25 protein-coding genes are annotated in these 24354 nt (G+C 73.8%); 15 read left to right on the top strand and 10 right to left on the bottom strand.

From position 1 onward, the window contains the following. Window positions 1-47 precede the first annotated feature (47 nt). The 3 genes from LUTJ29_RS0112395 to LUTJ29_RS0112385 are packed head-to-tail and all read left to right on the top strand — an operon-like array spanning window position 48 to window position 3417. Window positions 48-1100 (top strand): homoserine O-succinyltransferase, encoded by a 1053-nt coding sequence (locus tag LUTJ29_RS0112395; protein ID WP_027072790.1) that lies wholly within the window; start codon window positions 48-50, stop codon window positions 1098-1100. Beyond that, entirely contained in the window at window positions 1097-2329 is a 1233-nt protein-coding gene (locus LUTJ29_RS17365; RefSeq protein ID WP_051322989.1) for an O-succinylhomoserine (thiol)-lyase, read from the top strand. Before LUTJ29_RS0112395 ends, LUTJ29_RS17365 begins: the two co-directional genes overlap by 4 nt. Next, window positions 2326-3417, top strand: coding sequence for a homoserine dehydrogenase (locus LUTJ29_RS0112385; protein WP_027072789.1), 1092 nt, complete (start codon window positions 2326-2328; stop codon window positions 3415-3417). The genes LUTJ29_RS17365 and LUTJ29_RS0112385 overlap by 4 nt, the downstream gene beginning before the upstream one ends. A gap of 51 nt (window positions 3418-3468) precedes the next feature. Here the strand turns inward: LUTJ29_RS0112385 and LUTJ29_RS0112380 are convergent, their stop codons facing one another. Then, window positions 3469-4851, bottom strand: coding sequence for an L-serine ammonia-lyase (locus LUTJ29_RS0112380; protein WP_027072788.1), 1383 nt, complete (start codon window positions 4849-4851; stop codon window positions 3469-3471). Between the two features lie 104 nt (window positions 4852-4955). On the opposite strand from LUTJ29_RS0112380, the gene LUTJ29_RS0112375 reads away from it, so the two are divergent. Then, window positions 4956-5183, top strand: a complete 228-nt coding sequence (locus LUTJ29_RS0112375) for a glutaredoxin family protein (RefSeq protein WP_027072787.1) — start codon at window positions 4956-4958, stop codon at window positions 5181-5183. Window positions 5184-5207: 24 nt separating this feature from the next. On the opposite strand, the gene LUTJ29_RS0112370 is transcribed toward LUTJ29_RS0112375, so the two are convergent. Genes LUTJ29_RS0112370 through LUTJ29_RS17360 form a run of 3 tightly spaced genes read right to left on the bottom strand, consistent with a single transcriptional unit; the run spans window position 5208 to window position 7043 of the window. Next, complete coding sequence (locus tag LUTJ29_RS0112370) at window positions 5208-5771, bottom strand: YceI family protein (protein ID WP_027072786.1); 564 nt, start codon at window positions 5769-5771, stop codon at window positions 5208-5210. Continuing rightward, on the bottom strand, window positions 5761-6351 hold the full coding sequence (locus LUTJ29_RS0112365) for a cytochrome b (RefSeq protein ID WP_027072785.1): 591 nt from the start codon (window positions 6349-6351) through the stop codon (window positions 5761-5763). Before LUTJ29_RS0112365 ends, LUTJ29_RS0112370 begins: the two co-directional genes overlap by 11 nt. Further along, entirely contained in the window at window positions 6348-7043 is a 696-nt protein-coding gene (locus LUTJ29_RS17360; protein WP_051322988.1) for a YceI family protein, read from the bottom strand. Before LUTJ29_RS17360 ends, LUTJ29_RS0112365 begins: the two co-directional genes overlap by 4 nt. Before the next feature lie 168 nt (window positions 7044-7211). Here LUTJ29_RS17360 and LUTJ29_RS17355 point away from each other — a divergent pair, with 168 nt between their 5' ends. Further along, window positions 7212-10784, top strand: coding sequence for a two-component regulator propeller domain-containing protein (locus LUTJ29_RS17355; protein ID WP_343122691.1), 3573 nt, complete (start codon window positions 7212-7214; stop codon window positions 10782-10784). A 118-nt stretch (window positions 10785-10902) separates the two neighbouring features. Beyond that, window positions 10903-11757, top strand: a complete 855-nt coding sequence (locus LUTJ29_RS0112350; RefSeq protein WP_027072784.1) for a DNA ligase — start codon at window positions 10903-10905, stop codon at window positions 11755-11757. A gap of 583 nt (window positions 11758-12340) precedes the next feature. Here the strand turns inward: LUTJ29_RS0112350 and hemE are convergent. From hemE to LUTJ29_RS0112325, 4 genes are all read right to left on the bottom strand, one after another. Then, the gene (hemE, locus tag LUTJ29_RS0112340) at window positions 12341-13414 is read right to left on the bottom strand and encodes a uroporphyrinogen decarboxylase (protein ID WP_027072782.1); all 1074 of its coding nucleotides are present in this window, start codon (window positions 13412-13414) and stop codon (window positions 12341-12343) included. A gap of 124 nt (window positions 13415-13538) precedes the next feature. Further along, on the bottom strand, window positions 13539-13793 hold the full coding sequence (locus LUTJ29_RS0112335) for a WGR domain-containing protein (RefSeq protein WP_027072781.1): 255 nt from the start codon (window positions 13791-13793) through the stop codon (window positions 13539-13541). A gap of 47 nt (window positions 13794-13840) precedes the next feature. Next, entirely contained in the window at window positions 13841-14926 is a 1086-nt protein-coding gene (gene aroB, locus LUTJ29_RS0112330; protein ID WP_027072780.1) for a 3-dehydroquinate synthase, read from the bottom strand. Then, window positions 14923-15483, bottom strand: coding sequence for a shikimate kinase (locus tag LUTJ29_RS0112325; RefSeq protein WP_027072779.1), 561 nt, complete (start codon window positions 15481-15483; stop codon window positions 14923-14925). The genes aroB and LUTJ29_RS0112325 overlap by 4 nt, the downstream gene beginning before the upstream one ends. A gap of 103 nt (window positions 15484-15586) precedes the next feature. Here LUTJ29_RS0112325 and LUTJ29_RS0112320 point away from each other — a divergent pair, with 103 nt between their 5' ends. Further along, window positions 15587-15790 carry a dodecin family protein gene (locus LUTJ29_RS0112320; protein WP_027072778.1) on the top strand — a complete coding sequence of 68 codons (204 nt, stop codon included), beginning with the start codon at window positions 15587-15589 and terminating at the stop codon, window positions 15788-15790. A gap of 6 nt (window positions 15791-15796) precedes the next feature. Here the strand turns inward: LUTJ29_RS0112320 and LUTJ29_RS0112315 are convergent, their stop codons facing one another. Continuing rightward, window positions 15797-18547 (bottom strand): winged helix-turn-helix domain-containing protein, encoded by a 2751-nt coding sequence (locus LUTJ29_RS0112315; protein ID WP_027072777.1) that lies wholly within the window; start codon window positions 18545-18547, stop codon window positions 15797-15799. 376 nt (window positions 18548-18923) lie between these two features. On the opposite strand from LUTJ29_RS0112315, the gene LUTJ29_RS18855 reads away from it, so the two are divergent. The 5 genes from LUTJ29_RS18855 (at window position 18924) to LUTJ29_RS17350 (ending at window position 21612) form a co-directional block, all read left to right on the top strand. Further along, complete coding sequence (locus tag LUTJ29_RS18855; RefSeq protein ID WP_084524865.1) at window positions 18924-19649, top strand: hypothetical protein; 726 nt, start codon at window positions 18924-18926, stop codon at window positions 19647-19649. Then, window positions 19636-20460 (top strand): hypothetical protein, encoded by an 825-nt coding sequence (locus LUTJ29_RS0112305; RefSeq protein ID WP_027072775.1) that lies wholly within the window; start codon window positions 19636-19638, stop codon window positions 20458-20460. Before LUTJ29_RS18855 ends, LUTJ29_RS0112305 begins: the two co-directional genes overlap by 14 nt. A 4-nt stretch (window positions 20461-20464) precedes the next feature. Beyond that, window positions 20465-20761 (top strand): hypothetical protein, encoded by a 297-nt coding sequence (locus tag LUTJ29_RS0112300; protein ID WP_144774150.1) that lies wholly within the window; start codon window positions 20465-20467, stop codon window positions 20759-20761. A gap of 61 nt (window positions 20762-20822) precedes the next feature. After that, window positions 20823-21122 carry a hypothetical protein gene (locus tag LUTJ29_RS0112295; RefSeq protein WP_027072773.1) on the top strand — a complete coding sequence of 100 codons (300 nt, stop codon included), beginning with the start codon at window positions 20823-20825 and terminating at the stop codon, window positions 21120-21122. Window positions 21123-21147: 25 nt separating this feature from the next. Further along, the gene (locus LUTJ29_RS17350) at window positions 21148-21612 is read left to right on the top strand and encodes a hypothetical protein (protein WP_084524864.1); all 465 of its coding nucleotides are present in this window, start codon (window positions 21148-21150) and stop codon (window positions 21610-21612) included. Between the two features lie 12 nt (window positions 21613-21624). Here LUTJ29_RS17350 and LUTJ29_RS0112285 read toward each other — a convergent pair whose 3' ends face one another. Next, window positions 21625-22458, bottom strand: a complete 834-nt coding sequence (locus LUTJ29_RS0112285) for a kinase (RefSeq protein WP_027072772.1) — start codon at window positions 22456-22458, stop codon at window positions 21625-21627. A 17-nt stretch (window positions 22459-22475) separates the two neighbouring features. Between LUTJ29_RS0112285 and pdxH the strand changes: the two genes are divergently transcribed. The 3 genes from pdxH to LUTJ29_RS0112270 all read left to right on the top strand — a co-directional run bounded on the left by pdxH (window position 22476) and on the right by LUTJ29_RS0112270 (window position 24342). Next, on the top strand, window positions 22476-23078 hold the full coding sequence (gene pdxH, locus LUTJ29_RS0112280) for a pyridoxamine 5'-phosphate oxidase (RefSeq protein ID WP_027072771.1): 603 nt from the start codon (window positions 22476-22478) through the stop codon (window positions 23076-23078). A 65-nt stretch (window positions 23079-23143) separates the two neighbouring features. Next, window positions 23144-23539 (top strand): aminoglycoside 6'-N-acetyltransferase, encoded by a 396-nt coding sequence (aac(6'), locus tag LUTJ29_RS0112275; protein ID WP_051322987.1) that lies wholly within the window; start codon window positions 23144-23146, stop codon window positions 23537-23539. Then, window positions 23536-24342, top strand: coding sequence for a cobalamin-binding protein (locus tag LUTJ29_RS0112270; RefSeq protein WP_027072769.1), 807 nt, complete (start codon window positions 23536-23538; stop codon window positions 24340-24342). Before aac(6') ends, LUTJ29_RS0112270 begins: the two co-directional genes overlap by 4 nt. The last annotated feature ends 12 nt before the right edge of the window (window positions 24343-24354 follow it).

Raw genomic sequence — 24354 nt, 5'->3', positions numbered from 1 at the left:
TTCCGGTCCCCGCATGCACTCGCTGGCAGCGCCCGACCGGAACCGCCATGAGCCTTGCCGATCCCACCGCCCGCATCCTGCCCGTCGAGGCCGCCGCGCCGCCGGCCCAGGCCGCCGCTTCCGTGCCGGCCGTTGCCGGGGCGGCCGCGCGCCGGGGCGAGTTCGAGGCCACTCTGGCGCTGCGCCACGGCGGCACGCCGCGGGTGCGGATCGCGTGGGAGCTCGCCGGGCCCGAGGGCGCCCCGGTGGTGCTGGTGGCCGGCGGGATCTCCGCCCACCGCCACGTCAGCGCCAATCCCGAATTCCCCGAACCCGGCTGGGCCGGCGACCTGGTGCGCGCCGGGCGCACGCTCGATCCCGCGCAGGTGCGCGTGCTCGGCTTCGACTACGTCGGCGCGGACGGCCGCCTCGACGCGCCGATCGACACCACCGACCAGGCCGACGCCGTCGCCCTGCTGCTCGACGCGCTGGGCATCGGGCGGCTGCAGGCCTTCGTGGGCTATTCGTACGGCGCCCTGGTGGGGCTGCAGGTCGCCGCCCGGCATCCGGAGCGGCTCGCGGCGCTGGTCGCGGTCAGCGGCGCGCACCGCGCGCATCCCTACGCCGCCGCCTGGCGCGCGCTGCAGCGCAAGGCCGTGGCGCTGGGGCAGTTGCAGTGCGCCGACGTGCAGGGCCTGTCGCTGGCGCGCCAGTTCGCGATGCTCAGCTACCGCACGCCCGAGGAGTTCGAGGAGCGCTTCGACGCGCCTGCCCAGGTCGCCAACGGCCGGGTGCGGGTGGCGGCCGAGGACTACCTCGACGTCGCCGGGGCGCGTTTCGTCGCGCGCACGCCGGTGACCGCCTGGCTGCGGCTGTCCGAATCGATCGACCTGCACCGCGTCGATCCTGTCCAGGTCCGGGTACCGACGGTGGTGGTGGCGGTCGAGGGTGACCGCCTTGTGCCGCTGTCCGATTCGGTGGCCCTGTTCGAGGGCCTCGGCCCGCGTGGCCAGCTGCGGGTGCTGCGCTCGCCCTACGGCCACGACGCCTTCCTGAAAGAAACCGACCGCATCGACGCCATTCTCGCCGGCGTGCTGCGCCAACAAGGAGAGTCCGCATGACCGCCAGCCCCACGTCCGCCGCCACGCCGGGCGGGTGTCGTCCCGCCACCCGCGCCGTGCGCGCCGGGATCGACTGCGACCGCGCGCACGGCGCCGTCACCCCGCCGCTGGTGCTGTCGAGCAACTTCAGCTTCGACGGCTTCGGCAACAAGCGCGACTACGACTACACCCGCAGCGGCAATCCCACCCGCGACCTGCTGGGCGAGGCCCTGGCGGGGCTCGAGGGCGGCGCCGGCGGCGTGGTCACCGCCACCGGCATGGGCGCGATCACCCTGGTGCTGCACGCCCTGCTCGAGGCCGGCGATACGCTGGTGGTGCCGCACGACGCCTACGGCGGCAGCTGGCGCCTGTTCAACGCGCTCGCGGCCAAGGGCCATTTCAACCTGGTCACCGCCGACCTCACCGATCCGCGCTCGCTGGCCGCGGCGCTGGCGCAGTCGCCGAAGCTGGTGCTGATCGAGACCCCGTCCAATCCGCTGCTGCGGATCACCGACCTGCGCTTCGTGATCGAGGCCGCGCACCGCGCCGGCGCGCTGGCGGTGGTCGACAACACCTTCCTGTCGCCGGCGCTGCAGAAGCCGATCGCGTTCGGCGCCGACGTGGTGGTGCACTCGACCACCAAGTACATCAACGGCCACAGCGACGTGGTCGGCGGCGCGGTGGTGGCGGCCAGCGCCGAGCTGCACGAGCGGCTGACGTGGTGGGCGAACGCGCTCGGCATCACCGGCGCGCCGTTCGACGCCTTCCTGACCCTGCGTGGCCTGCGCACGCTCGATGCGCGCCTGCGCGTGCACCAGGAGAACGCGCAGGCGATCGCCGAACAGCTGCAGGCGCATCCGGCGGTGGCGCGCGTGCATTACCCGGGGCTGGAATCGCACCCCGGCCATGCCCTGGCCGCGCGCCAGCAGGCCGGCTTCGGCGCGATGCTGTCGCTGGAGCTCGAGGGCGGCACCGAAGCGGTGCGCGCCTTCGTCGACGGCCTGCAGTACTTCACCCTGGCCGAGTCACTGGGCGGCGTCGAGAGCCTGGTCGCGCACCCGGCCTCGATGACCCACGCGGCGATGACGCCCGAGGCCCGCGCCGCGGCCGGCATCCCGGACGGGCTGCTGCGGCTGTCGGTCGGCATCGAGGCCCAGGCCGACCTGCAGGCGGACCTCGCCGCGGCGCTCGAGCGGGTCGCGCGGGTCGTCGCCGGGGAGGCCCACGCGCTGCAGCGGGTGGACGCATGAGCAAGGTGACGAGGATCCCGACCCCGGCCGCCGGCACGCGCGGCGGCCGCATCGCCCTGCTGGGCACCGGCGTGGTCGGCAGCGCCGTGGTCGCGCGCTACCGCCAGCTCGCCGAACGCGGGGTCGCACTGCCGCCGTTCGCATGGCTCAGCAATTCGCGCGTGCAGGTGGTCAACGACGGCTCGCTCGAGGACGCCTTGGCGCAGGCGCACGCGGCGCCGCGGCGCGCCACGGGCGTGCCGCCCTGGGCCGAGGGCGAGGCGCTGGCCCGCGGCGACATCGTGATCGACGCCACCGCCAGCGATACCGTCGCTGGCTGGCATCCGGAATGGCTGCAGCGCGGCATCCACGTGGTCACCGCGAACAAGCTCGGCGCCGGCGCCGACGCCACCCGGGCCCAGGCCATCATCGACGCCCAGCGCGAGGGGGGGCGCTACGGCGATTCGGCCACGGTCGGCGCGGGCCTGCCGCTGCTGCGGCTGCTGCGCGAACTGGTCGCCGGCGGCGACCGCATCCACGCCGTGGAAGGCATGCTCTCCGGTTCGCTGGGCTGGCTGCTGTCGCGCTTCGACGACAGCCGCCCGTTCTCCGACCTCGTGCGCGAGGCGCGCGATGCCGGCTACACCGAGCCGGATCCGCGCGTCGACCTGTCGGGCGAGGACGTGCGGCGCAAGCTCCTGATCCTGGCCCGCGCCTCGGGCGTGATGCTGGAGGCGCGCGACGTGCGCGTGTCCTCGCTGGTCCCGGACGCGCTGCGCGATGCAGCGCCCGGGGAAGTCGATGCCCGCCTCACCACGCTCGATGCGCCGCTGCGCGAGCGCTTCGTCACCGCCCACCGCAGCGATGCGCGGCTGTGCTTCGTCGGCCGTTTCGATGCCGAGCGCGGCGCCTCGGTCGGGCTGCGCGCGCTGCCGCTGTCCAATCCGCTGGTGAGCGGTCATGGCACCGAGAACCGGGCGGCCATCTTCAGCGACCGCTACCGCGAGCGGCCGCTGGTGATCCAGGGCCCGGGCGCGGGCGCGGAAGTGACCGCGGCGGCGCTGCTCGACGACGTGCTGCGCATCGCCCGCGCCGCGCCGCGCGCCTGACCGCGGCAGCGGGGCAGCCCCACGGGTGCGGGTCCACGGACCCGCGCCCGTTCAGCACTCGATGATGTTGACCGCGAGCCCGCCGCGGCTGGTTTCCTTGTACTTGTCCTGCATGTCGCGCCCGGTCTCGCGCATGGTGCGGATGACCTTGTCGAGGCTGACCTTGTGGCTGCCGTCGCCGCGCAGGGCCATGCGGCTGGCGTTGATCGCCTTCACCGCGCCCATCGCGTTGCGCTCGATGCAGGGGATCTGGACCAGGCCGCCGATCGGGTCGCAGGTCAGGCCGAGGTTGTGCTCCATGCCGATCTCGGCCGCGTTCTCGATCTGCGCGGGCGTGCCGCCCAGCGCCGCGGTCAGGCCCGCCGCGGCCATCGAGCAGGCCACACCGACCTCGCCCTGGCAGCCGACCTCGGCGCCGGAGATCGAGGCGTTCTCCTTGTAGAGGATGCCCACCGCCGCGGCGGTGAGCAGGAAATCGAACACGCCCTGTTCGCTGCTGGCCGGGCAGAATCGGTCGTAGTAGTGCAGCACCGCCGGGATGATGCCGGCCGCGCCATTGGTCGGCGCCGTGACCACGCGGCCGCCGGCGGCGTTCTCCTCGTTCACCGCGAGCGCGTACAGGTTCACCCAGTCGAGCACGGTCAGCGGGTCGCGCAGCGAGGCCTCCGGGCGGGAGCTGAGCTCGCGGTGCAGCGCCGGCGCGCGCCGCGGCACGTGCAGGCCGCCGGGCAGGGTGCCTTCCTCGCGGATGCCACGCGCCACGCAGGCCTGCATCGCCGCCCACAGCTCGCGCAGGCCGGCGACGATCTCCCCGTCGCTGCGCCACACGCGCTCGTTGGCCATCATCAGCCCGGCGATGCCCAGGCCGCTGCCCTCGGCCTGGCGCAGCAGTTCCGCGCCGCTGGAGAACGGGTACGGCAGGGGCGTGGTGTCGGCGACGATGCGGTCGCGCGCGGCCTCGTCCTGGTTGACCACGAAGCCGCCGCCGACCGAGTAGTAGTCCTGGGTGGCCAGCATGGCGTCGCCGGCGTCGTAGGCGGTGAAGCGCATGCCGTTGGGGTGGTGCGGCAGCTTCTGGCGCTTGTTCATCACCAGGTCGCGCTTTTCCTCGAACGCGACCGGATGGGTACCGCCGAGCACCACCCGGCGCTCGCCGCGGATGCGTTCGAGCGCGGCGGGGATGATGTCGGGGTCGATGAGGTTGGGCTGGTGGCCTTCGAGCCCGAGCAGCAGCGCCTTGTCGGTGCCGTGGCCGCGCCCGGTCAGCGCCAGCGATCCGAACACCTCGGCCCGGATGCGCGCCACCCGCGGCAGCAGCCCCGGCTCGGCCAGGCGGCGCTGGACGAAGCGCGCGGCCGCGCGCATCGGTCCGACCGTGTGCGAGGAACTCGGTCCGATGCCGATCTTGTAGATGTCGAAGGTGCTGACGGCCATGGCGGAATCCGTGGAGTCCTGGCCCGCATTGTATTGGTTGCCGTCGCAACTGTCGGCGCGACCCGGCGGCCGCTACACTCGCCGGCCCCGTGCGACGAACGGCCATGGACCGCTACATCCTCTACCAGCGCGACGACTGCCACCTGTGCGACCAGGCCCTGGAGCTGCTGGCGCGGGCCCGGTTCCCGGAGCCGCGCAGCGTGTTCATCGACGGCGACGACGCACTGGAGGCGCGCTACGGCACGCGGGTGCCGGTGTTGCGCCAGGTCGAGACCGGGCGGGAGCTGGACTGGCCGTTCGACCCCGGGACCGTGCGCGACTGGGCCCGCTGAACGCACGCCGCCCTTGGTCCCCGATCAGGGCGCGGGATGCAGGAACACCCGGGTGCTGATCGCGACCTCGTCGGGGATGAGCGCGGTATCGGCCCAGTCCCCGCCGCCGACGCCGAACTCCAGTCGCTTCACCGTCGCCCGCCCCGACAGCAGCGCCGGGTTGCCCGGCGTCCAGGTGAAGTGGAGCGCGACCGGCCGGCTCACCCCGCGCAGGGTGAGGGTGCCGTCGGCCACGTACCCGTCGTCCACGGCGCGGAAGCGTTCGGCCACGTACGTCGCGCGGGAGAACCTGCCGACGTTGAAGAAGTCGCTGCCGGCCAGCGTGGAGTCGCGGTCGGCGTTGCCGGTCGAGGTGCCGGCGAGCTGGATCGTCACCTCGAGGCGCGCGTCGTCGAGCCGCTCGGGGTCGAAGCGCAGCTTCGTGTCGAATCCGCCGAAGCGGCCGCTGAACACCTCGCCGTCGTACTTCGTGGCGAAGGCGAGCGAGGAGCCCGGCGCCTGCACGTAGTCGGCGGCGCGGGCGGGGGCGGCCATCATCGCCACCAGCATGGCGGCGACGGCGGCGGGGGTGGTGAGCCTAGGCGTCATGGTCCGGGTCCTCGGGTTCGGGGGTGCGCGTGCGGCGTCGGGGCAGCATCCGCGCCAGGGTTTCGTCGCGCACGATCAGGTGGTGCCACAGCGCCGCGGCGGCGTGCAGCACCACCAGTGCGACCAGCAGCAGGAACAGCAGTTCATGCGCGTCGCGCGCGCGGTCGGCCAGCCATTCATTCGGGCCGGTGAGCTTGGGCATGGTGAACAGCCCGAACCAGCGGAACGGCCGCAGGCCGCTGGCCGAGTCGTAGAGCCAGCCCGACAGCGGCATCGCCAGCGCCAGCGCATACAGCAACCAGTGCGTGGCCGAGGCCACCGTCGCCTGCCAGCGCGGCGTACCCGCGACGGGCGGCACGCCGCCGGCGTACAGGCGCCAGCCCAGCCGCAGCAGCATCAGCGCGAGCACGGTGATGCCCAGCGACTTGTGCGCGGTGTACACCCAGAAGTACTTCGGCGTCCGCGGCAGCTCGTCCATGACCAGGCCCACGGTGGCCACGGCCAGGATCAGCAGCACGACCAGCCAGTGCAGGGCCTGGCTGACCGCGCCCCAGCGTTCGGGTGTGTTCTTCAGGGTCATGGTCCGGGTTCGGGATCGAGATCGGGATCGGGATCGGAGGAGGGGGAAGCGGGACTGGCGTCGTCGCTTGAGGTGGCGTCCGCAGCCTGCGCGGGACCGGGGGCGTCGGGCGCGTCGTCGCGGCCGCCCCGGCTGCGCGTGGCTTCGGCCTCGATGCGCAGTTCGACCCGGTCGCCGATCATCGACGGCCAGGCGTCGACGCCGAAGTCCGAGCGGTTCAACGCCGCGCTGGCCGAGAAGCCGACCGTGCGCCGGAACGGCGGCATCGGATGGCGCCTGGCCGCGTTCATGCGCACGTCGAGCACCACCTCGCGCTCCACGCCGCGCAGCTGCAGCAGTCCCGCCACCCGCGCATGGCGTTCGTCGACCGGCTCCACGCGCGTGGAGCGGAACCGCGCCACGGGATGCCCCTCGGCGTCGAGCAGGCCGCGTCCGAGCACGGCCCGGTTCCAGGCCGCGTCGCCAAAGTCCAGGCGCTGCAGCGGGATCTCGACCTCGACCCGTGCGCCGGCCCAGTCCCCCGGTTCGTAATGGAGGACGCCGGTGGCGCCCGAGAGCGTGCCCAGGGCGGTGGAGAACCCGGCATGGTCGACCGCCACCAGCACCCGGGTGTGGACCGGATCCAGCGACCAGGCCGGCGGGCCGGCCCAGGCCGGCAGCGCGGACAGCGCCAGCAGCAGCCACCATGCCATCGGCGGGCGCGGGCGCGGACGCGGTCGGGCGGGTGCGATGGCGGCGGACGGCTGCACCGCGCCATTCTAGGCCGGCCCGGCAGGCTTGCGCCGGCCACGCTGCGTTGCGAGGATGCCGGGCCACGTGCCGCGCGCGCCAGGGACAGGCACGACAGACCGGGAGGCCGGGTGCGGGGACTCGTCACCACAGCATGCGCATGCGCGCTGTCCGTCGCGCTGGCGCTCTGGGCGCCGCCGGCGCCGGCGGTCGAGGCGCCCGTCGCCGCGGACGCAGCGCCGCTGCCGATGCCGCGCCAGATCAGCGTCTACGACGGGCTGCCGTCCAACCGCATCAACGCGCTGGCCGAGGACCGCAAGGGCTACCTCTGGATCGCCACCCGCGACGGCCTGGCGCGCTACGACGGCGTGGGTTACCGCATCTGGCGCGTGGGCGACGGCCTGCGCGACAACCATGTCTGGACGGTGCTGGTCGACGACCGGGACCGCGTATGGGTGGGGACCCAGAACGGCGGGCTGTCGGTGCTCGATGCACGCCGCCGCGACTTCACCCACTATGGCCGCGACACCCACCCGGGGATCGGCAGCGACGACGTCTGGTCGCTGGCGCAGACCCCGGACGGCGCGATCTGGTTCGGCACCGCCGACGGCGGCCTGCACCGGCTCGACGGCGAGGGCCAGGTGACCCGCTTCATGCCCGAGCCGGGCGACCCGCGCAGCCTGCCGTCCGCGTCGGTGACCTGGCTGCGCACCGACCGCGAGGGCCGGTTGTGGGTCGGCACCTACAACGGCGTCGCGCGCTGGACCGGACGCGACTTCGAACGCGTGATGCCGGAGCTGGAGCCGGCGCCGGCGGTCAACGCGCTGGTGCTGGACCACGACGGCGACATGTGGATCGCCACGGTCGCCGGCGCCTTCGTGCATCGAGCCGGCAGCGGACGGGTGGAGCCGGCGCCCTGGCGCGACCCGGTGCTCGGGCAGCCGCCGCTGGGCATGCTGGTGCAGGACCGGCAGGGCGCGCACTGGCTGGACACGCGCAGCGGCCTGTCGGTGGAGCGCGGCGGCGTGGTCCACGACGTCCCGCTGTACAGCAGCACCAGCCGCGGCCTGGTGCGGCCGGCCTGGTCCGCGGCGCTGGAGGACCACGAGGGCGGCCTGTGGTTCGCCAGTTCCGAGATGGGCCTGTGGCACCTGCCCGCGAACTGGCGCAACTTCACCGTGCTGCGGCGGGTGCTGGACGACCCGGCCTCGTCCGCGAACGCGTTCGTCTACAGCGCCACGCCGGCCCGCGACGGCGGGTTCTGGCTCGTGGGCACGGGCGGCGTCCTCGACTGGCTCGACCCGCATGCCGCGCGGCTCGAGCACCGCCTCGCCGGCGTGTGCGGGGAACGCCTGCCCTACGTCGTGCGGGAGATGGAGGACCGCAGCGTGTGGATCGGCTGCCACGGCATGGTCACGCGCTGGGTCCCCCGCACCGGCGAGGTCGCGCGCTGGCACCGCGGCGACGCGGTGGACGCGGCGCCGGGCGGCATCGTCGCCTACCTCGTCGGCGAGCCCGACGGCAGCGTCTGGCTGGGCGCGAACGACATGCTGCAGCGGCGCGCGGCGGACGGGCGCGTGCTCCAGGTGCTGGAAGCCGGCGGCGCCGAGGGCTTCCCCGCCAACAACGCGCTGCGCCAGATGTCGCGCGGCCCGGATGGCGCGCTGTGGCTCGCGACCCGCACCGGACTGCTGATGTGGAACGAAGGCGAGCAGCGTTTCCAGCCGGTGCCGGGCGGCCCGGAGTGGCAGGTGTTCGCGTTCGGCTTCGGCGATCGCGACCTGGCCTGGGTCGCCGGCAACGGCGTGCTGATGGCCTATCGCTGGACCGGCGCGGCGCTGGTGGCCGAGCGCACCGTCGATGCGCGCCACGGCCTGCCTGCGGTGGCGCCCGGCGGCGTGGTCGTCGACGGGCAGGGCGTGGTGTGGCTGAGCACGCCGCGCGGACTGGTGCGCTACGACCCCGAACAGGACCGCTTGCGCCTCTATACGGTGCTCGACGGCCTGCCGAGCCAGCAGTTCAGCGAGTACCCCTTCGAGCCCTCGGCGCGCGGCTATGTCGCGGTCGGCACCGCGGACGGCCTGGTGCTGTTCCATCCGCGCCAGGTGCAGGAAGGCGTGCGCACGCCGGTGCTGGAGATCGAATCGGTGGGCGCGCGCCGCGGCGACCGGGAGATCGACTTCGCGCCCGACGCGCCGGTGGTCCTGGAGCACGACGACCGCGACCTGCGGGTCTCGGCGCGCCTGCTCTCGTTTACCGACGCCCATGCGCATCGCTACCGCTTCCTGCTCGAGGGCTACGACCCGGACTGGGTCGAGGTCGGCTCGGTCGGCGAGCGCCTGTTCCCGCGCCTGGCGCACGGAGGTTATGTGCTGCAGGTGCAGGCGCGCACCGCCGACGGCGACTGGACGCCGCCGCAGCGGCTGGCGCTGCGGGTGCGCGAGCCGTGGTGGCGCACGCCGCCGGCGATGCTGGCGTGGACGCTGGGCGCGCTGGCGCTGCTCGGGCTGCTCGCGTTGCAGTACCGCGCGCGGCTCAAGCGGCGCCACGCATGGCAGCTGGCCGAGCAGCGGCACGAGCTCGCGCTGCAGGCCTCGCTGGCCAAGACCCGCTTCCTCGCCACCCTTGGCCACGAGGTGCGCACGCCGATGACCGCGGTGCTGGGCATGAGCGAGCTGCTGGCGAGCACCGACCTCGACGCCCGCCAGCGCGGCCACGTCGAGTCGATCCGCCGCGCCGGCGAGCACCTGCTGCGCCTGGTCAACGACGCGCTCGACCTGGCGAAGATCGAGGCCGGTCGGCTGGAGCTTGTGGACGAGCCGTTCGACCTGCACGCGCTGGTGCGCGAGACCGCGGCGTTCAACGCACCGCTGGCCGAACGTCGCGGTCTCGCGTTCCACTGCGACATCGACCAGGCGCTGCCGCGCTGGGTCCGCGGCGATGCCGGGCGGGTACGGCAGATCCTGCTCAACCTGCTCGGCAACGCGGCCAAGTTCACCGAGCGCGGCAGCATCGCACTGCACGCCGGACCGCACGCCGGGGGCGTGTGCCTGGTCGTGCGCGATACCGGCCCCGGCCTCAACGAGGAGCAGAAACAGCGCCTGTTCCGCCGCTTCGAGCAGGCCGAGGGCGCGCGCACCAGCGCCCGCTATGGCGGCAGCGGGCTGGGGCTGGCGATCTCGCAGGAGCTGGCCGCGGCGATGGGCGGGCGGATCGAACTCGAGAGCGCGCCGGGCGAGGGCACCACGTTCCGCGTGCTGCTCCCGCTGCGTCCCGCCACCGCCCCGCCCGGCGCTCCGGACGCTTCGCCCGAGGGGCGGGCGCCGCACGCCCTGCGCCTGCTGCTGGTCGAGGACGAGGATGCCGTCGCCGACGTGATTGCCGGCCTGCTCGAAGGCCAGGGCCATCGTGTCCGCCGCGTCGCGCATGGCCTGGCCGCCCTGTCGGAGATCGCCGGCCAGCCGTTCGACGCGGCCCTGCTCGACCTCGACCTGCCCGGCATCGACGGCCTGGCCCTGGCGCCGCTGCTGCGCCAGAACGGCTTCACCGGGCCCCTGGTCGCGGTCACCGCCCGCACCGACGCCGACGCCGAGGCCGCCGCGGCCAAGGCGGGTTTCGACGCATTCCTGCGCAAGCCGGTCACCGGGGCGATGCTGGAGCAGGCGCTGGCGGGCGTGCTTCCGGCCAGGGCGTCGACCCGTTAGCAGGGTCGGGACCGACGCGCGCACGCGCCATGTTCCGACCCGAGCGTCGGAGCGGGGCCGATACGCGCGAGGCTGCGTGGACGGGACGATGAAGGCATCGCCCCCGTGGGATCGCGCCATGCGTGCCTGCCTCCTGCTGCTGCTGTCCATCCTGCTGCTCGCGCCCGCCGGGTCCGGCGCCGCGCAGCCGCCTCCGCTCATGCTGGCCACCGATTACGACAGCAGCGTGGAGGTGGCCGACTACTGGGTCAGCGAAAAGCTCGACGGCGTGCGCGGGCGCTGGGACGGGCATGCGCTGTGGACCCGCGGCGGCCGCCGCATCGAGGCGCCGGACTGGTTCGTCGCCGGCTGGCCGACGGTGGCGATGGACGGCGAGCTGTGGATCGGCCGCGGCCGCTTCGACGAGATCAGCGGCCTCGTGCGCGCCGGGCATCGGGACGACGGCGCCTGGCGGCAGGTGCGCTTCATGGTCTTCGACCTGCCCGGGCACGCCGGCGGCTTCGGCGAACGGCTGCTGGAGCTGCGCAGGCTGCTCGACCGTGCCGCCGTCGCCTGGCTGCAGCCGGTGCCGCAGTTCCGCGTCCCCGATGCGGCGGCACTGCAGGCGCGGCTGCGGGCCGTGGTCGCCGCCGGCGGCGAAGGACTGATGCTGCACCATCACGACGCGCGCTACCGCGCCGGGCGCAGCGACGGCGTGCGCAAGCTCAAGCCGCATGCCGATGCCGAGGCGCGCGTGGTCGCGCACCTGCCGGGCCGCGGCAAGTACGCGGGCATGACCGGCGCGCTGCTGGTCGAGCGGGCGGACGGCGTGCGCTTCCGCCTGGGCGGCGGGCTGACCGATGCCCAGCGCGCCGCGCCGCCGCCGGTCGGCAGCCTGGTGACCTACCGCTACAGCGGCCACACCGTCAATGGACTGCCGCGGTTCGCTCGCTTCCTGCGCGTGCGGCACGAGCCTGCGCCGCCAGATCCGTAGGTGCGATCGGTGGCTGGGCTCGTCGCTGGTCGGCCCTGGGAAGGCGTGGCGTCACGCGGACATCAGTCTTCCGGCTCATGGTGCACATGCCGGAAACGGCGCCGTCTCTCCGCCAAGTTCGCTGTTGCAGGGAGCTGCATGACAAGGAGATGAGTGATCGGAGGATGTGCCACCGCACCCACCGGATCCGGGATGCCGCGGCAGCCTGGCGCGATCGAACACATCCGGCAGGACCCGGACCCTGGTCGCTGGATCCCAGTCCATGGCACGCTGCCGGTCCCCCGGGATCTCACCGCGGACTTGCGAAAGCTGGGGCGCTGGGCCCTGGCGAACGGTGATCTCCCGATCCGCGCCGTACACCGACGCGACGGTTTCCCGTTCTTCGAGCACTGCGCGGCGCCGCGCTTCCACATCATGCGCGAATGCGCAGTCGTGTCGGGAATCGAAGGATGGCCGCCGGGAACGACGACGGCCGCGTTGAAGGCCGCGCTACGTGGCGCCGGCGCGGAGTGGGACGATTCGGCCAGGGACGGGCCGGCACCCCACTGAAGGTGCCGGATTCCGGGGGTGTCGGCGCCGCGCGTCAGCGCGCGCTGTAGGCGTGGACTTCGTCGACCAGCACGGCGACGTGTTCCGGGTCCATGTCCGGCGACATGCCGTGGCCGAGGTTGAACACGTGGCCCTCGCGCGAGCCGCCGTTGCCGTCGCGCCAGCTGTCGAGCGCGCGACGCACCTCCCGGCGGATGGCGTCGGGCGAGCCGTACAGCGTGGCCGGATCGAGGTTGCCCTGGACCGCGACGCACCCGCCGGTGCGGCGCGCGGCCTCGCCCAGTTCCACCAGCCAGTCCACGCCCACGCCCTCCGCGCCGCTGGCGGCGAGTTCTTCCAGATAGGCGCCGGTGCCCTTGCCGAACAGGATCAGCGGGGCGCGCGCGTCGCCTTCGCCGCGCTCGAGTTCGCGCGCGATGCGCTGCAGGTAGGGCAGGGAGAACTCGCGGTACATCGCCGGCGACAGCACGCCGCCCCAGGTGTCGAACACCTGCAGCGCCTGCGCGCCGGCCGCGCGCTGCGCCGACAGGTAGGCGATCACCGCCTCGGTATTCACCGACAGCAGCGCATGCAGCGCCTGCGGGTCGTTGAGCGCCATCGCCTTGATCCGCGCGAAGTCCTTGCTGCCGCCGCCCTCGACCATGTAGCAGGCCAGGGTCCACGGACTGCCGGAGAAGCCGATCAGCGGCACCGCGCCGTGCAGTTCGCGGCGGATCACCCGCACCGCGTCCATCACGTAGCGCAATTCGCCTTCCATGTCGGGCACGCCGAGTCGGGCGACGTCGGCCGCGCTGCGCACCGGGCGCTCGAACTTGGGGCCTTCGCCTTCGGCGAAGTACAGGCCCAGGCCCATCGCGTCGGGGATGGTCAGGATGTCGGAGAACAGGATCGCCGCGTCCAGCGGGAAACGGCGCAGCGGCTGCAGCGTCACCTCGCAGGCGATCTCCGGGTGCTTGGCCATGGCCAGAAAGCTGCCGGCCTTGCGCCGCACCTGGCGGTACTCGGGCAGGTAGCGGCCGGCCTGGCGCATCAGCCACACGGGCGTACGGTCCACGGGTTCGCGGCGCAGGGCGCGCAGGAAGCGGTCGTTGGCGAGGGGCAGGGTCATGTCGGTCCGGGTCCGGCCGTCGTGCCGGATCGATGCAGGGGGAAGAGGGGCGTCGCGGAAGCGAGTCCGGCGCGGGGCGTGGCGGTGGCGGCGGCAGCGGCAGGCCGGTCGGGGTGGCGCGCGTTCACCGCGGCGCGCCCGTGCCTTCGGCGTACACCAGCTGGAAGCCGCGCTTGAGCTGGGCGTCGCGCGCCTGTTCGAGCGCCGCCAGGGCGCTGGCGTGGTCCATGTACTGCTCGCGGCGCAGGGTGCTGCGGCCGCCGGTCTGGCCGCTTTCGCGCAACAGGGTCCACGCGCCCAGCAGGTCGGGCTGCAGGGTCAGCTGGACGAAGCGCGGCGCTTCGCGGCCTTCGGGGCGTTGTTGCAGGAGCAGGCGCATGGGCCGGCCATTGTACCGGCCCGGCCGCGCGCTGCCGGGGATGGCGGTCAGCCCGCCAGTACCGCGCGGACCTCGGATTCAGGCACGCCGGCCAGGACCCGGGCGCGCCCTGCCCCGTCCCAGACAATGAAGCGCAGCCCGCCGGACTGGGCCTTCTTGTCCAGGCGCATGTGCGCCAGCAGGGTGTCGGGATCCAGCCCGGGCGGCGGCTCCACCGGAAGGCCGAAGCGCCGCAGCAGGCCGCGCAGGCGCGCGGTGTCGGCCGCGGACGACAGGCCCAGGCGCTCGGACAGCAGCGCGGCCTGAACCATGCCCACCGCCACCGCCTCGCCGTGGATCAGCCCGCCGTAGCCCTGGCTGGTCTCGATCGCGTGGCCGAAGGTGTGGCCGAAATTGAGCAGGGCACGGTCGCCGTGCTCGTAGGGGTCGCGCTCGACGATCGCGGCCTTGTGCGCGCAGCTGCGCGCGATCGCCTCGGCCAGCGCGGCGTCGTCGCCGGCCAGCAGGGCGTCGGCGTTCGCCTCGAGCCAGTCGAGGAACGGGGCATCGACGATCGCGCCGTACTTGACCACCTCGGCCAGGCCCGCGCGCAGTTCGCGGGCGGGAAGGGTGCGCAGGGCGGCGGTGTCGGCGAGCACCGCGCGCGGCGGATGGAAGGCGCCGACCAGGTTCTTGCCCTGCGGCAGGTCGACCGCGGTCTTGCCGCCGACCGAGGAATCGACCATCGCCAGCAGCGTGGTCGGCAGCTGCACGCAGTCCACGCCGCGCATCCAGGCCGCGGCCGCGAACCCGGCGAGGTCGCCGACCACGCCGCCGCCGAGCGCATACACGGTGGCGTCGCGGCGCATGCCGGCGCTGGCGATCGCGTCGATCGCCTGGCCGAACGTGGCCAGCGTCTTGGAGCCTTCGCCCGCGGGCATGGTCCAGTGGCCGATGCGCAGGCCGGGCCGCGCCGCGGACAGGGCGTCGAGCACGCGCTGCAGGTAGAGCGGGGCGACCGCGTCGTCGCTGACGACGAAGGCGTCGCCGCGCAGCGTGGCGGCGAGCAGCGCGCCGTCGTCGAGCAGGCCGGGGCCGATCGTGATCCGGTAGAGATGGGAGCCGCCGACGTCGACGGTGCGGTGCTGGGTCATGCGGTGGGGTCCTGGGCGGCGGCCGCCGTGGTGCGCGTCCAGCGCCGTTCGAGCAGCTGGGCGATACGCGTCGCGGCCTGCGGCGGGATGAGGTGGTCGGTGTCGAAGGCGAGGTCGGCGATTTCGGCGTACAGCGGCGCGCGCTCGGCCGACAGGCGTTCGAGCACCTGGCGGCGATCGTCGCCCGCGATCAGCGGCCGGCTGCGGTCGCGCGCCAGGCGTTCGAGCTGGCGCTCCAGGCTCACCTGGAGGTGGACCACGAAGCCGCGCTCGCGCATCAGCGCACGGTTGCGCGGATCGAGCACCGCGCCGCCGCCGGTCGCGAGCACCAGACCTTCTCGCCGCAGCAGGTCGGCCAGCACCGCGGCCTCGCGCGCGCGGAAGCCGGTTTCGCCCTCGCACTCGAAGATCATCGGGATCCTGGCGCCGGTGCGCGCCTCGATCTCGTTGTCGGTATCGGCGAAGCCGAGGCCGAAACGGCCGGCGAGGCGGCGGCCGATCGACGACTTGCCGGCACCCATCGGTCCGACCAGCACGATGTTCGGGGCGGGATTCATCGGCCGAATCGTAGCAGTCCACGGCCCGTGGCCGCCGCCTTAACGGACGCCGGCGCAACCTGTTGCACCCGCGACCGTTGCGTCGCGCAACCGGAGCACGTCCATGGCCGTCGCCAAGATCATCGAACTCAATGCCTCCTCGTCCACCAGCGTGGAGGACGCCGTCCGCAGCGGACTGGCCAAGGCCGCCGAGACGATCAAGAACATCCAGGGCGCGTGGATCAACGAGACCAAGGTGGTCACCTCGCCCGACGGCGCGATCACCGAGTGGCGGGTGAACATGCGCGTGACCTTCGTGGTCGACTGAGCGCGGTCAGTCGGCGGCCCCGTCCGCCGCAGCCAAAAGCGCCTGCAGGCGGTCGATGTCTGCCGGATCCTCGCTGCCGAGCGCCCGCAGCGCCGGCAGCGCTTCGGCGAGCAGCGCGCGTCCGGCCGCGGCCTCGCCGGCCTGCAGCAGCAGCCGGCCCCTGAGCGCGCGCAGGCGCTGTTCCCATCCCGGCGTGGAGTCGCCGGCGGTCAGCGCCTCCACGCTCAGGCCGTCCACCATCCGCAGCCCTTCTTCGTGCCGGCCCTCGTCGGCGAGCGCGCGGGCCAGGGCGTAACGGAAGCTGTGCGCGGCCACGTTGTCGGCGCCGAAGCGTTCGCGCAGCCCGCGTTCGGCCTGGCGCAGGTAGTCCAGGCCGGCTTCGCGGTCGCCGCAGTCGTACTCCTTGAAGCCGAGGTTGCCGGTCTCGATCAGCGTCGCCTGCCGCTCTTCGCCGTAGCGCGCGGCCATGCGTGCGCGCACCACGCGGGCGATTTCCAGCGCCTGCCCGCAGCGCCCGGCGTAGTCGTGGATGCTGGCCACGGTGGAGAGCTGGACCAGGGTGGTGTAGTCGTCGGGGCCCAGGATGCGCCCGGTCGCGGCCGCGGCGGCTTCGGCCAGCGGCAGCGCCTCGTCGTAGCGGCCGAGGTTGCGCAGCGCGCGCGCCAGCATGATGCGGTGGCCGGCGGCCTTGCTCTCGCCGATCCGGCGCGCGTCGAACAGCGGGTCGGCGAGCATCGCCCGCAGCTGCGCGACCGCGCCGGCGAGGTCGCCCTGGCGCAGGGTCCCGTCGGCGAGGTTCTCGCGGATCGTGGCCGCCATCAGGGCGTCGTCCGGGCGCAGCAGGCGCTGCAGGCGGTCGGCGCGACGGTAGGCCTGCATGGCCGGTTCGATCTGCAGCTGCTGGAAATGGAACACACCGCGGGCGTAGGCGGCGTCCAGCGCCAGGTCGTCGTCGCCGTGCAGGCCCGTGCCGAGCATGGCGTCGGTGGCGTCGAGCAGCGCGCCGGCCTCGGTGATGTGGGCGGCGGTGTTGGAGTAGGCGAGCGTGCGCACGAGGGCGTAGCGGGTACGCAGGGTCAGCGGGTCGGCGGGGCCGAAGGCGCGCGCGTAGTCGCGTTCGGCCTCGCGCAGGTGGGCCACGCTGCGCTCGCGGTCGCCGAGCGTGCGCCAGGCCTGGCCCAGCGCGGCATGCACGCCGCCGCGGGTGGCCGGGTCGTCGGGGAAGCGTTCGGCCACCTGGCTGGAGGCGAGTTCGAGCACCTCGCGCACGGTGGGGTCGCGTTCGTATCCGCTGCCGCCGGGGCTGAGCGCGCCGAGCAGGTCGTCGCTCAGGAAGGCCGCCACCGCCTCGGCGCGCGCCGCCTGCATCGCCGCGGCTTCGCGCAGGCGTTCGCTGCGGTACCAGAGCAGCGAACTGGCGACCAGGCCGATGCTGAGCATGGCGATGGTGGCCGCGATCCACGGTCGCCGCGCGCGCGCCTGCTCCAGCGCCCGTTGCGCCTGCTCGGCACTGCGCGCGGTGTCCGCGCGCTGCCGCGCCTCCTCGCGCCGCCGTGGCAGCGATGCCAGCCGTTCGGCCAGTCCGGCCACGCTGCCCAGGCGCCGCGCGGGATCGCCGTCGGTCGCGCGGGAGATGTCCTCGACCAGCAGCGGGTCGTCGATGTCGCGCTCCCAGCCCGGAGCCATCGGCCGGCGCAGGTCGCCCACCAGCAGCTGGTAGAGCAGCACGCCGAGCGCATACAGGTCGCTGCGCACGGTCGGCGGCTGGCCGGCCACCAGCTCCGGCGCCAGGTACAGCGGGGTTCCGCCGCTGCTGCCGGCGTCGGGCCGGGTCACGGTCAGGCCGAGGCCGGTGATCCCCAGCTCGGCCAGGCGCCCGGGCTGCAGCAGGCGGCTGCTGCCGAAGTCGGTGAGGCAGGCCTGCCAGCCGCCGTCGCGCCGCGGCCGGACCAGGATGTTGGCCGGCTTGATGTCCTTGTGCAGCACGCCCACGCCGTGGGCCGCGTCGACCGCGACGGCGACCTGGAGGAAGAAGTCCAGCCGCTGCGCCTGGTTCCAGCCGGCGAACTCCCCGTGCGCCCCGGCCCACTCCGGGAGCGACTCGCCGCCGTACTCGCATTCCAGGAAGCAGGGCTCGGTCTCGAAGTTCCAGTCCAGCACCCGCACGAAGTCGTCGCGTTCGCCCAGGGTGTCGCGCAGCACCCGCATCAGGGTGGCTTCGCGCTTGATCGCCGAGAGCCGTTCGCCGCCGCGGGCGAACTTGAACACCCGCGCCTCGCGGCTGCGCGGCTGGCGCGCCAGCCAGACCTCGCTGCCCAGGGTCTGGCCGAGCGGGCGTTCGAGCAGGAAGTGCTCGCGGCCGGGGACCGGCTGGCCCGGCTCGAACGTCAGCTCGGCGCTGGGGCGGTGGCCGACGGCGATGCGTTCAACCGGCCCCTCGAAGCGGTAACCGATCCGCGGCACGGTGACGATCCGGGATTCGCCGCCGGCATCCAGGGCCTTGCGCAGCTTGCCGATCGCGGTGGCGAGCACGTGGTCCACGGTGACCCGGCCGGCCCAGACCGTCTCGAACAGTTCCTCCTTGGTCACCACCTCGCCGACGTGGCGCAGCAGCAGGGCCAGCACCTGCAGCGGCTTGTGCTCGACCTCCACCGGCAGGCCCGAGACCCGCAGTTCGTGGCGCGCCTCGTCGAATTCCACCGCGCCGAAGCGCCAGCGGTAGACCCGGTCGTCGGGCGGCGGAAGGGCCTGGGACATGCCCGGATCATAGCCGCGCGCGGCGACCGGGAAGCCCTCCCCGTGCCCGCCGGCGCCCCCGCGATGCACGGCTTGAAGGTTCCTTGAAGCCGCAGTGAGGACACGGTCCCCGGCGGTGGCCAGGATGCGGGCGGGGACGGGCAAGGGAGGACACGCGATGCACGCACACCGGGCCTGCGCCATGGCCGTCGCCGGGATACTCGCGCTGGCGGGCTGCCGCGGTGAGGGGGCGGGTGGACAGCCCGCCGGTGCACAGCCGGCCGCGGCGCCGGAGACGGCGGCCGGACCCGAACCGGTCGCGACAGGCGACCTGCGCTGCCCGGCACCCGTCCGCGAAGGACTGCCCGGACCGGACATCATCGGGCTGCGCCTGGGCATGACCGCGGACGAGGCCCTGGCCACCGCGCGCTGTGCGCTCGGCACGGACGCGGAGGTCAGCAACGCCAACCGCTGGCTCGACCGCCTCGACACCCACGGCGTGGAACTCGGCACCCAGACCTTCACCGTGCGCAAGGGCGAACACCGGCCCTGCGACTTCCGCCGCGAATGGCACGAGTGCGAGGGCGGGTTGAAGTGGCTGCACGTGGACGAGGTGGTCACCGTGGCCACGCCCGGCGCGCCCGGCGCCGAGACCGCCCACCTCATCCGCCGCGCGCAGCACTTCCGCGAAGGCGCCATGCCGCCGGTGCAGGCGCTGCTCGATGCGCTGGTCGCCAAGTACGGCGAGCCGCAATGGACCGAGGAATCGGACAAGCCGCGCGGGCATTCGGCCGGGCACCGCAGGCTCGAGTGGGTGCGCGACCATGCGGGCCATCCGATGGCAACGGCCAACCCGCTGTTCCACCGCTGCCGGGGCGCGGTGAACGCGCATCCCAATGCCACCGGGGCCAAGTGGTCCGACGGGTGCGGACTGAGCATCCAGGCCTGGATCGCGCTGAGCGGCCGGAACCCGGCGCTGGCGATGGAGGTGGGCACGGCCATGCTGCACCAGGGCAGCCTCTACGCCCATGTCGAGGCGATGCAGGACGAACTGCGGCGACTCGGCCAGGCGCGGCGCGAGGCGGAAGTGCAGGCGGCGGAGGCGCGCGATGTGCGGCTGTGAGCGCGGGACGGGGCGCGCCCGGCTGCTGACCGTGCCGCTGGCGCTGGTCCTGGCCGCCTGCGGCGGCGGCGATGCGCCCGCATCCACGGCGCCGGCCGGTGGTGGCGCCGTGCCTGGCCAGGCGGCAGGACCGCAGCCGGCCGCACCCGGCGGGGTCGCGGCTGCGCCGGGACCCTCGACGGCGGGCGCCGGCGCCGCGACCGCCACCGGCGGCGTGGCCGGACGGCACGAACTGGCGCATCCGGAAGACCTGCAGATGGTCATGCTGGCCTACCGGCTCGAAGGACGGCAGCCGCCGTTCGCCGAATGGGCCGCGGCGCAGCCCGGCGTGCGCATGGCCAACGAGTTCGAGCGCGCCGACGTGCTGCGCGCCGAGGAAGAGCGGCTGCGTGCGGTGTACGACGGCACCGAAGGCGTGGGCCTGCTGCGCCTGAACGTGCGCGCGGCGTTGAGCGAATACGACGGCGGCCGCGGCGGCTACTACCTGACCGCGTTCACGCCCGGCAGCGTCCTGACGTTCACTGCCTATCCGGTCGACCGGGCGCATCCCGAACGCGTCTCGGTGCGCGTCGACAACCAGGGCGAGCTGAACTTCTGGCCGCTCGACGCCGCGACCGCCCGGGACGTGCTCGACAGGAACGGCGGCCTGCGCAACGTCGTCCTCGATGCGCGCATGCGCATCACCGGCATCAGCCGGCGCAGCGATGGTTCCGCACTGTCGGCCACGCTGCTCGGCTACACGATCACCAGCGACCGCCACGGCCAGCCCGTCGTGCTGGGCGAGCTGCGGTTCGACGGCAATGGAGGATGAGGCGATGAGGACCGGCACGACGATGGCGCTGCTCGCCCTGCTGCTGTCCGCCTGCGGCGGCGGCTTCAGGGGCACGTTCGAGGACGAGCTCGGCATGAGCGCGCTCACCTTCCATCCCGACGGCCGGGTGGTGATGTCCAGCCCGGTGGCGGGCGTCGAACGCGAACTGACCTACGAGATCGACGGCGACCGGATCCGGGTCCGGCTGTCGCGGGACAACGACGCGGCGCTGCTGCTCACCCGGGTCGACGACGACACCCTGTCCGGACCGGTCGGGACCCGCTACCGGCGCAAGGACTGAACGCGCTTTCCCTCCGCGCCCGCACACGGGCCGGCCCCCATGAACCGACGCGAGGCACGCCATGCTCAACCTGACCCCCGAATACGTCACCGGATTCATCACCCAGGCCGGCACCGGCAACCCGGTCGTGCTGGAGTCGCGCCGACAGGAGCTGGTGCAGCGCCTGCAGCCGGCCAGGATCGGCTCGCTCGCCTTCCTGGTCATCGGCGGCATCCTGACCGTCACCATCATCGGTGCGATCCTCGGGGTCCCGATGATGGCGGTCGCGGGCTGGGTGCACTGGAAGGTGCGCAACAGCCTGAAGGTGATCGACGAGTCCTACCGGGCGCTGGCGTCGGCGCCGGCCGGACGGCCGGCGTGATCGGCGAGGCGACGGGAGCAGACCGATGAAACAGGCACTTGCAGCCACCCTTGCACCACTCGCCCTGCTGCTGCTCCTGGGCTGCCAACCCGATGCGGCGGCCGGCCCGGCGCCCACGCCGCCGGCGGCCACGCCCGAGGTCATCGACGCCCTGCCGCTGGACTTCGGCTACTACGTCCGCACCGACGAGCCGTGCGACGACGCCACGTCCGCCGGCGTGCACCTCGTCAACCGCGCCGGGATGCGCTGGGTGACCTCGTTCTGCCTGTACGAACGCATCGAGCGCACCGGCGCGAACCGCTACCGGGTGCACCAGCGCTGCGGCGACCACGGCGGCACCGGCCTGGAGGTGGCGGACTATGAAATCCCCGACCGCACCTCGTTCTCGTTCCGCTCCGACAGCGGCTGGGAGCATGCGGCGCGGCTGTGCCCGCAGCGCGAGATGCCCGAACCCTGGCGCAGCGAGGACATCAGCGACCAGGTCCAGTAGCGGGCGCGCGGTTCAGCGGTCGTGGCGCAGGCGCAGCGCGACCGGACGGCGTGCGCGGTCGAGCTCCACGACCACGTCCGCGCGCGCCGGAAGCACGCGCAGCGCCTGGCGGCTGACGCGTTCGTAGTGTTGCACGAAGCGCGCGAGCGCGTCCCGGTCCATGCCGCGCGCGCCCGGGTCCGACGCGCGCAGCGCCTGCTCCTGTTGCCAGCGCCACTCCGGCACCACCTCGAACCCCGGTGGCTGCAGGAACAGCAGCCGGTCGATCCGCCGCCACAGCGCGGGATAGTCGCGCGCCAGGGCGGCATTGCAGTGGCGGCGCCAGCGGCCGTCGGCGTCCTCGTCGCGCTCGAGCCGGTTGAGCGGGGCGTCGAGCGCGGACGCGTCCTCGGCCGTGGCGCCCAGGCACCAGCCCTCGAACACGACCAGGTCGGCCGCATCGACCTGCGGCCAGTCCGCGACCGGCAGGCGGCGGTCGGACAGCTTGTCGAAGCGCGGGACGCGCACCGGCCGGCGTTCGCGCAGGGCATCGAGGACCTCGCAGGCCAGGGCGACGTCGTGTGTCCCCGGCGGACCGCGGGTGGCGAGCAGGGGGTGGACCTCGCGCGCCAGCGCCGCGCGCTGCGGGGCGTCGAGATAGAAGTCGTCCAGAGACACGGCGACCGTGCGCCGCCCGCGCGCCGCCGCGGCCGCGGCCAGCTGCGCCGCAAGGGTGGACTTGCCGCTGCCCTGGAGCCCGGAAATGCCGTACACGCGCGCACCGGCGGCGTGCGCGTCGTCGAGCAGCCGCGTCACCAGGGCGGCGTCGAACCCATGCGGCGCAGCGGCATGCGCATTCGTGGCCATCGGGCCACAATAGCCCAATGGACTGCGCCGATCTCCAGGCCGAGGCCCTGGCCACCTTCGATGCCCTGTTCGCCGAGGCGCGCGCCGCCGGCGAGCCCGACCCCACCGCGATGACGCTGGCCACGGCCACGCGCGACGGACGGCCGTCGGCGCGCATCGTGCTGCTCAAGGCGCACGACGCGCGCGGCTTCGTGTTCTACACCCACCTGGACGGACGCAAGGGCCAGGAACTGCAGGTCAATCCGTACGCCGCGCTGCTGTTCCACTGGCCGCGCGTGCGCAACGGGGTGCAGGTGCGGATCGAGGGTCCGGTCGAGATCGTCGACGAGGCCGAGGCCGACGCGTACTTCGCCACCCGGCCGCGGGTCAGCCAGCTCGGCGCCTGGGCCTCGCGCCAGTCCGAGACGCTGGAATCGCGCGAGACCTTCGAACAGCGCCTGGCCGAGGTCGACCGCGAGTTCGAGGGCCGCGAGGTACCGCGCCCGCCGCGCTGGACCGGGCTGCGCGTGCGCCCGGACCGCATCGAGTTCTGGTATGGCGCCGAGTACCGGCTGCACGAGCGCTGGCTGTACGAATTCGACTGCACCGGCCAGTGCAGCAAGCGGATGCTGTATCCGTGACGCCGGTGCCCGCATTCCGTCTCCGGCCGGCGCGCCTGCCCGACGATGCCGGCCCCTGGGGACGGATGCGGCAGGCGCTGTGGCCGGGCGAGCCCGGCGTCGATGGCATGGAGGAACTGAGCGCTGCGCTGGCGCCGGCGGACGCGGCCTGCGTGCTGCTTGCGCTGGTCGGCGACGAGGCGGTGGGTTTCGCGGAAGCCCGCCTGCGCACCGATTACGTCAACGGCACGACCACCTCCCCGGTGGGGTTCCTGGAGGCCTGGTACGTGGAGCCCGACTGGCGCGGCCGCGGCGTCGGCCGCGCGCTGGTGCAGGGCATCGGGGACTGGACCCGCTCCCGCGGCTGCGCCGAGCTGGCCTCCGACGCGCTGCTGGACAACCTCGCGTCGCAGGCCGCGCACCGGTGCTGCGGCTTCGAGGAAACCGAGCGCGTCGTGTACTTCCGCAAGCGCGTCGCATGAGCACGGGGCCGCGCCGCATCGTCTGCCTCACCGAGGAGCCGACCGAGGTCCTGTACGCGCTCGGCGAGCAGGACCGGATCGTCGGCATCAGCGGCTTCACCGTCCGTCCGCCGCGCGCGCGGCGCGAGAAGCCGAAGGTCAGCGCGTTCACCAGCGCGAAGATCGACGCGATCCTCGCCCTGCGGCCGGATTTCGTGGTGGGCTTCTCCGACATCCAGGCCGACATCGCCGCCGAACTGGTACGGCGCGGCATCGAGGTGTGGATCAGCAACCATCGCAGCGTCGAGGGCATCCTCGACTACGTGCGCAGGCTGGGCGCGCTGGTGGGCGCGGCGGCGCGCGCCGAGGCCTACGCCGCCGGACTCGCGCGCGGCCTGGACGCGACCCGGGCGGCATCGGCGCGGCTGCCGGCGCGGCCGAAGGTGTACTTCGAGGAATGGGACGCGCCGATGATCACCGGCATCCGCTGGGTGTCGGAGCTGGTCGCGATCGCAGGCGGCGACGACGTGTTCCCGGAACGCGCGGCCGAGCCGCTGGCGAAGGGACGGATCCTGGCCAGCGGCGAGGCGGTGGTCGAGCGCGCGCCGGACATCATCCTCGGCTCGTGGTGCGGCAAGCGCTTCCGTCCGGAGCAGGTGGCCGCGCGGCCGGGCTGGGACGCGATCCCGGCGGTACGCGACGGCGAGCTGCACGAGGTGAAGTCGCCGCTGATCCTGCAGCCCGGGCCCGCGGCGCTGACCGACGGACTGGCCCGGATCGCGCAGGTCGTGCGCGACTGGGCGCATCGCCGCGCGCGCGGCTGAGCCGCGCACCGC

The organism is Luteimonas sp. J29 (assembly GCF_000472505.1).
Classification (GTDB): Bacteria; Pseudomonadota; Gammaproteobacteria; order Xanthomonadales; family Xanthomonadaceae; genus Luteimonas.
The sequence above is the reverse complement of the archived record's forward strand: the minus strand, read 5'-3'. Positions and strand labels throughout refer to the sequence as shown.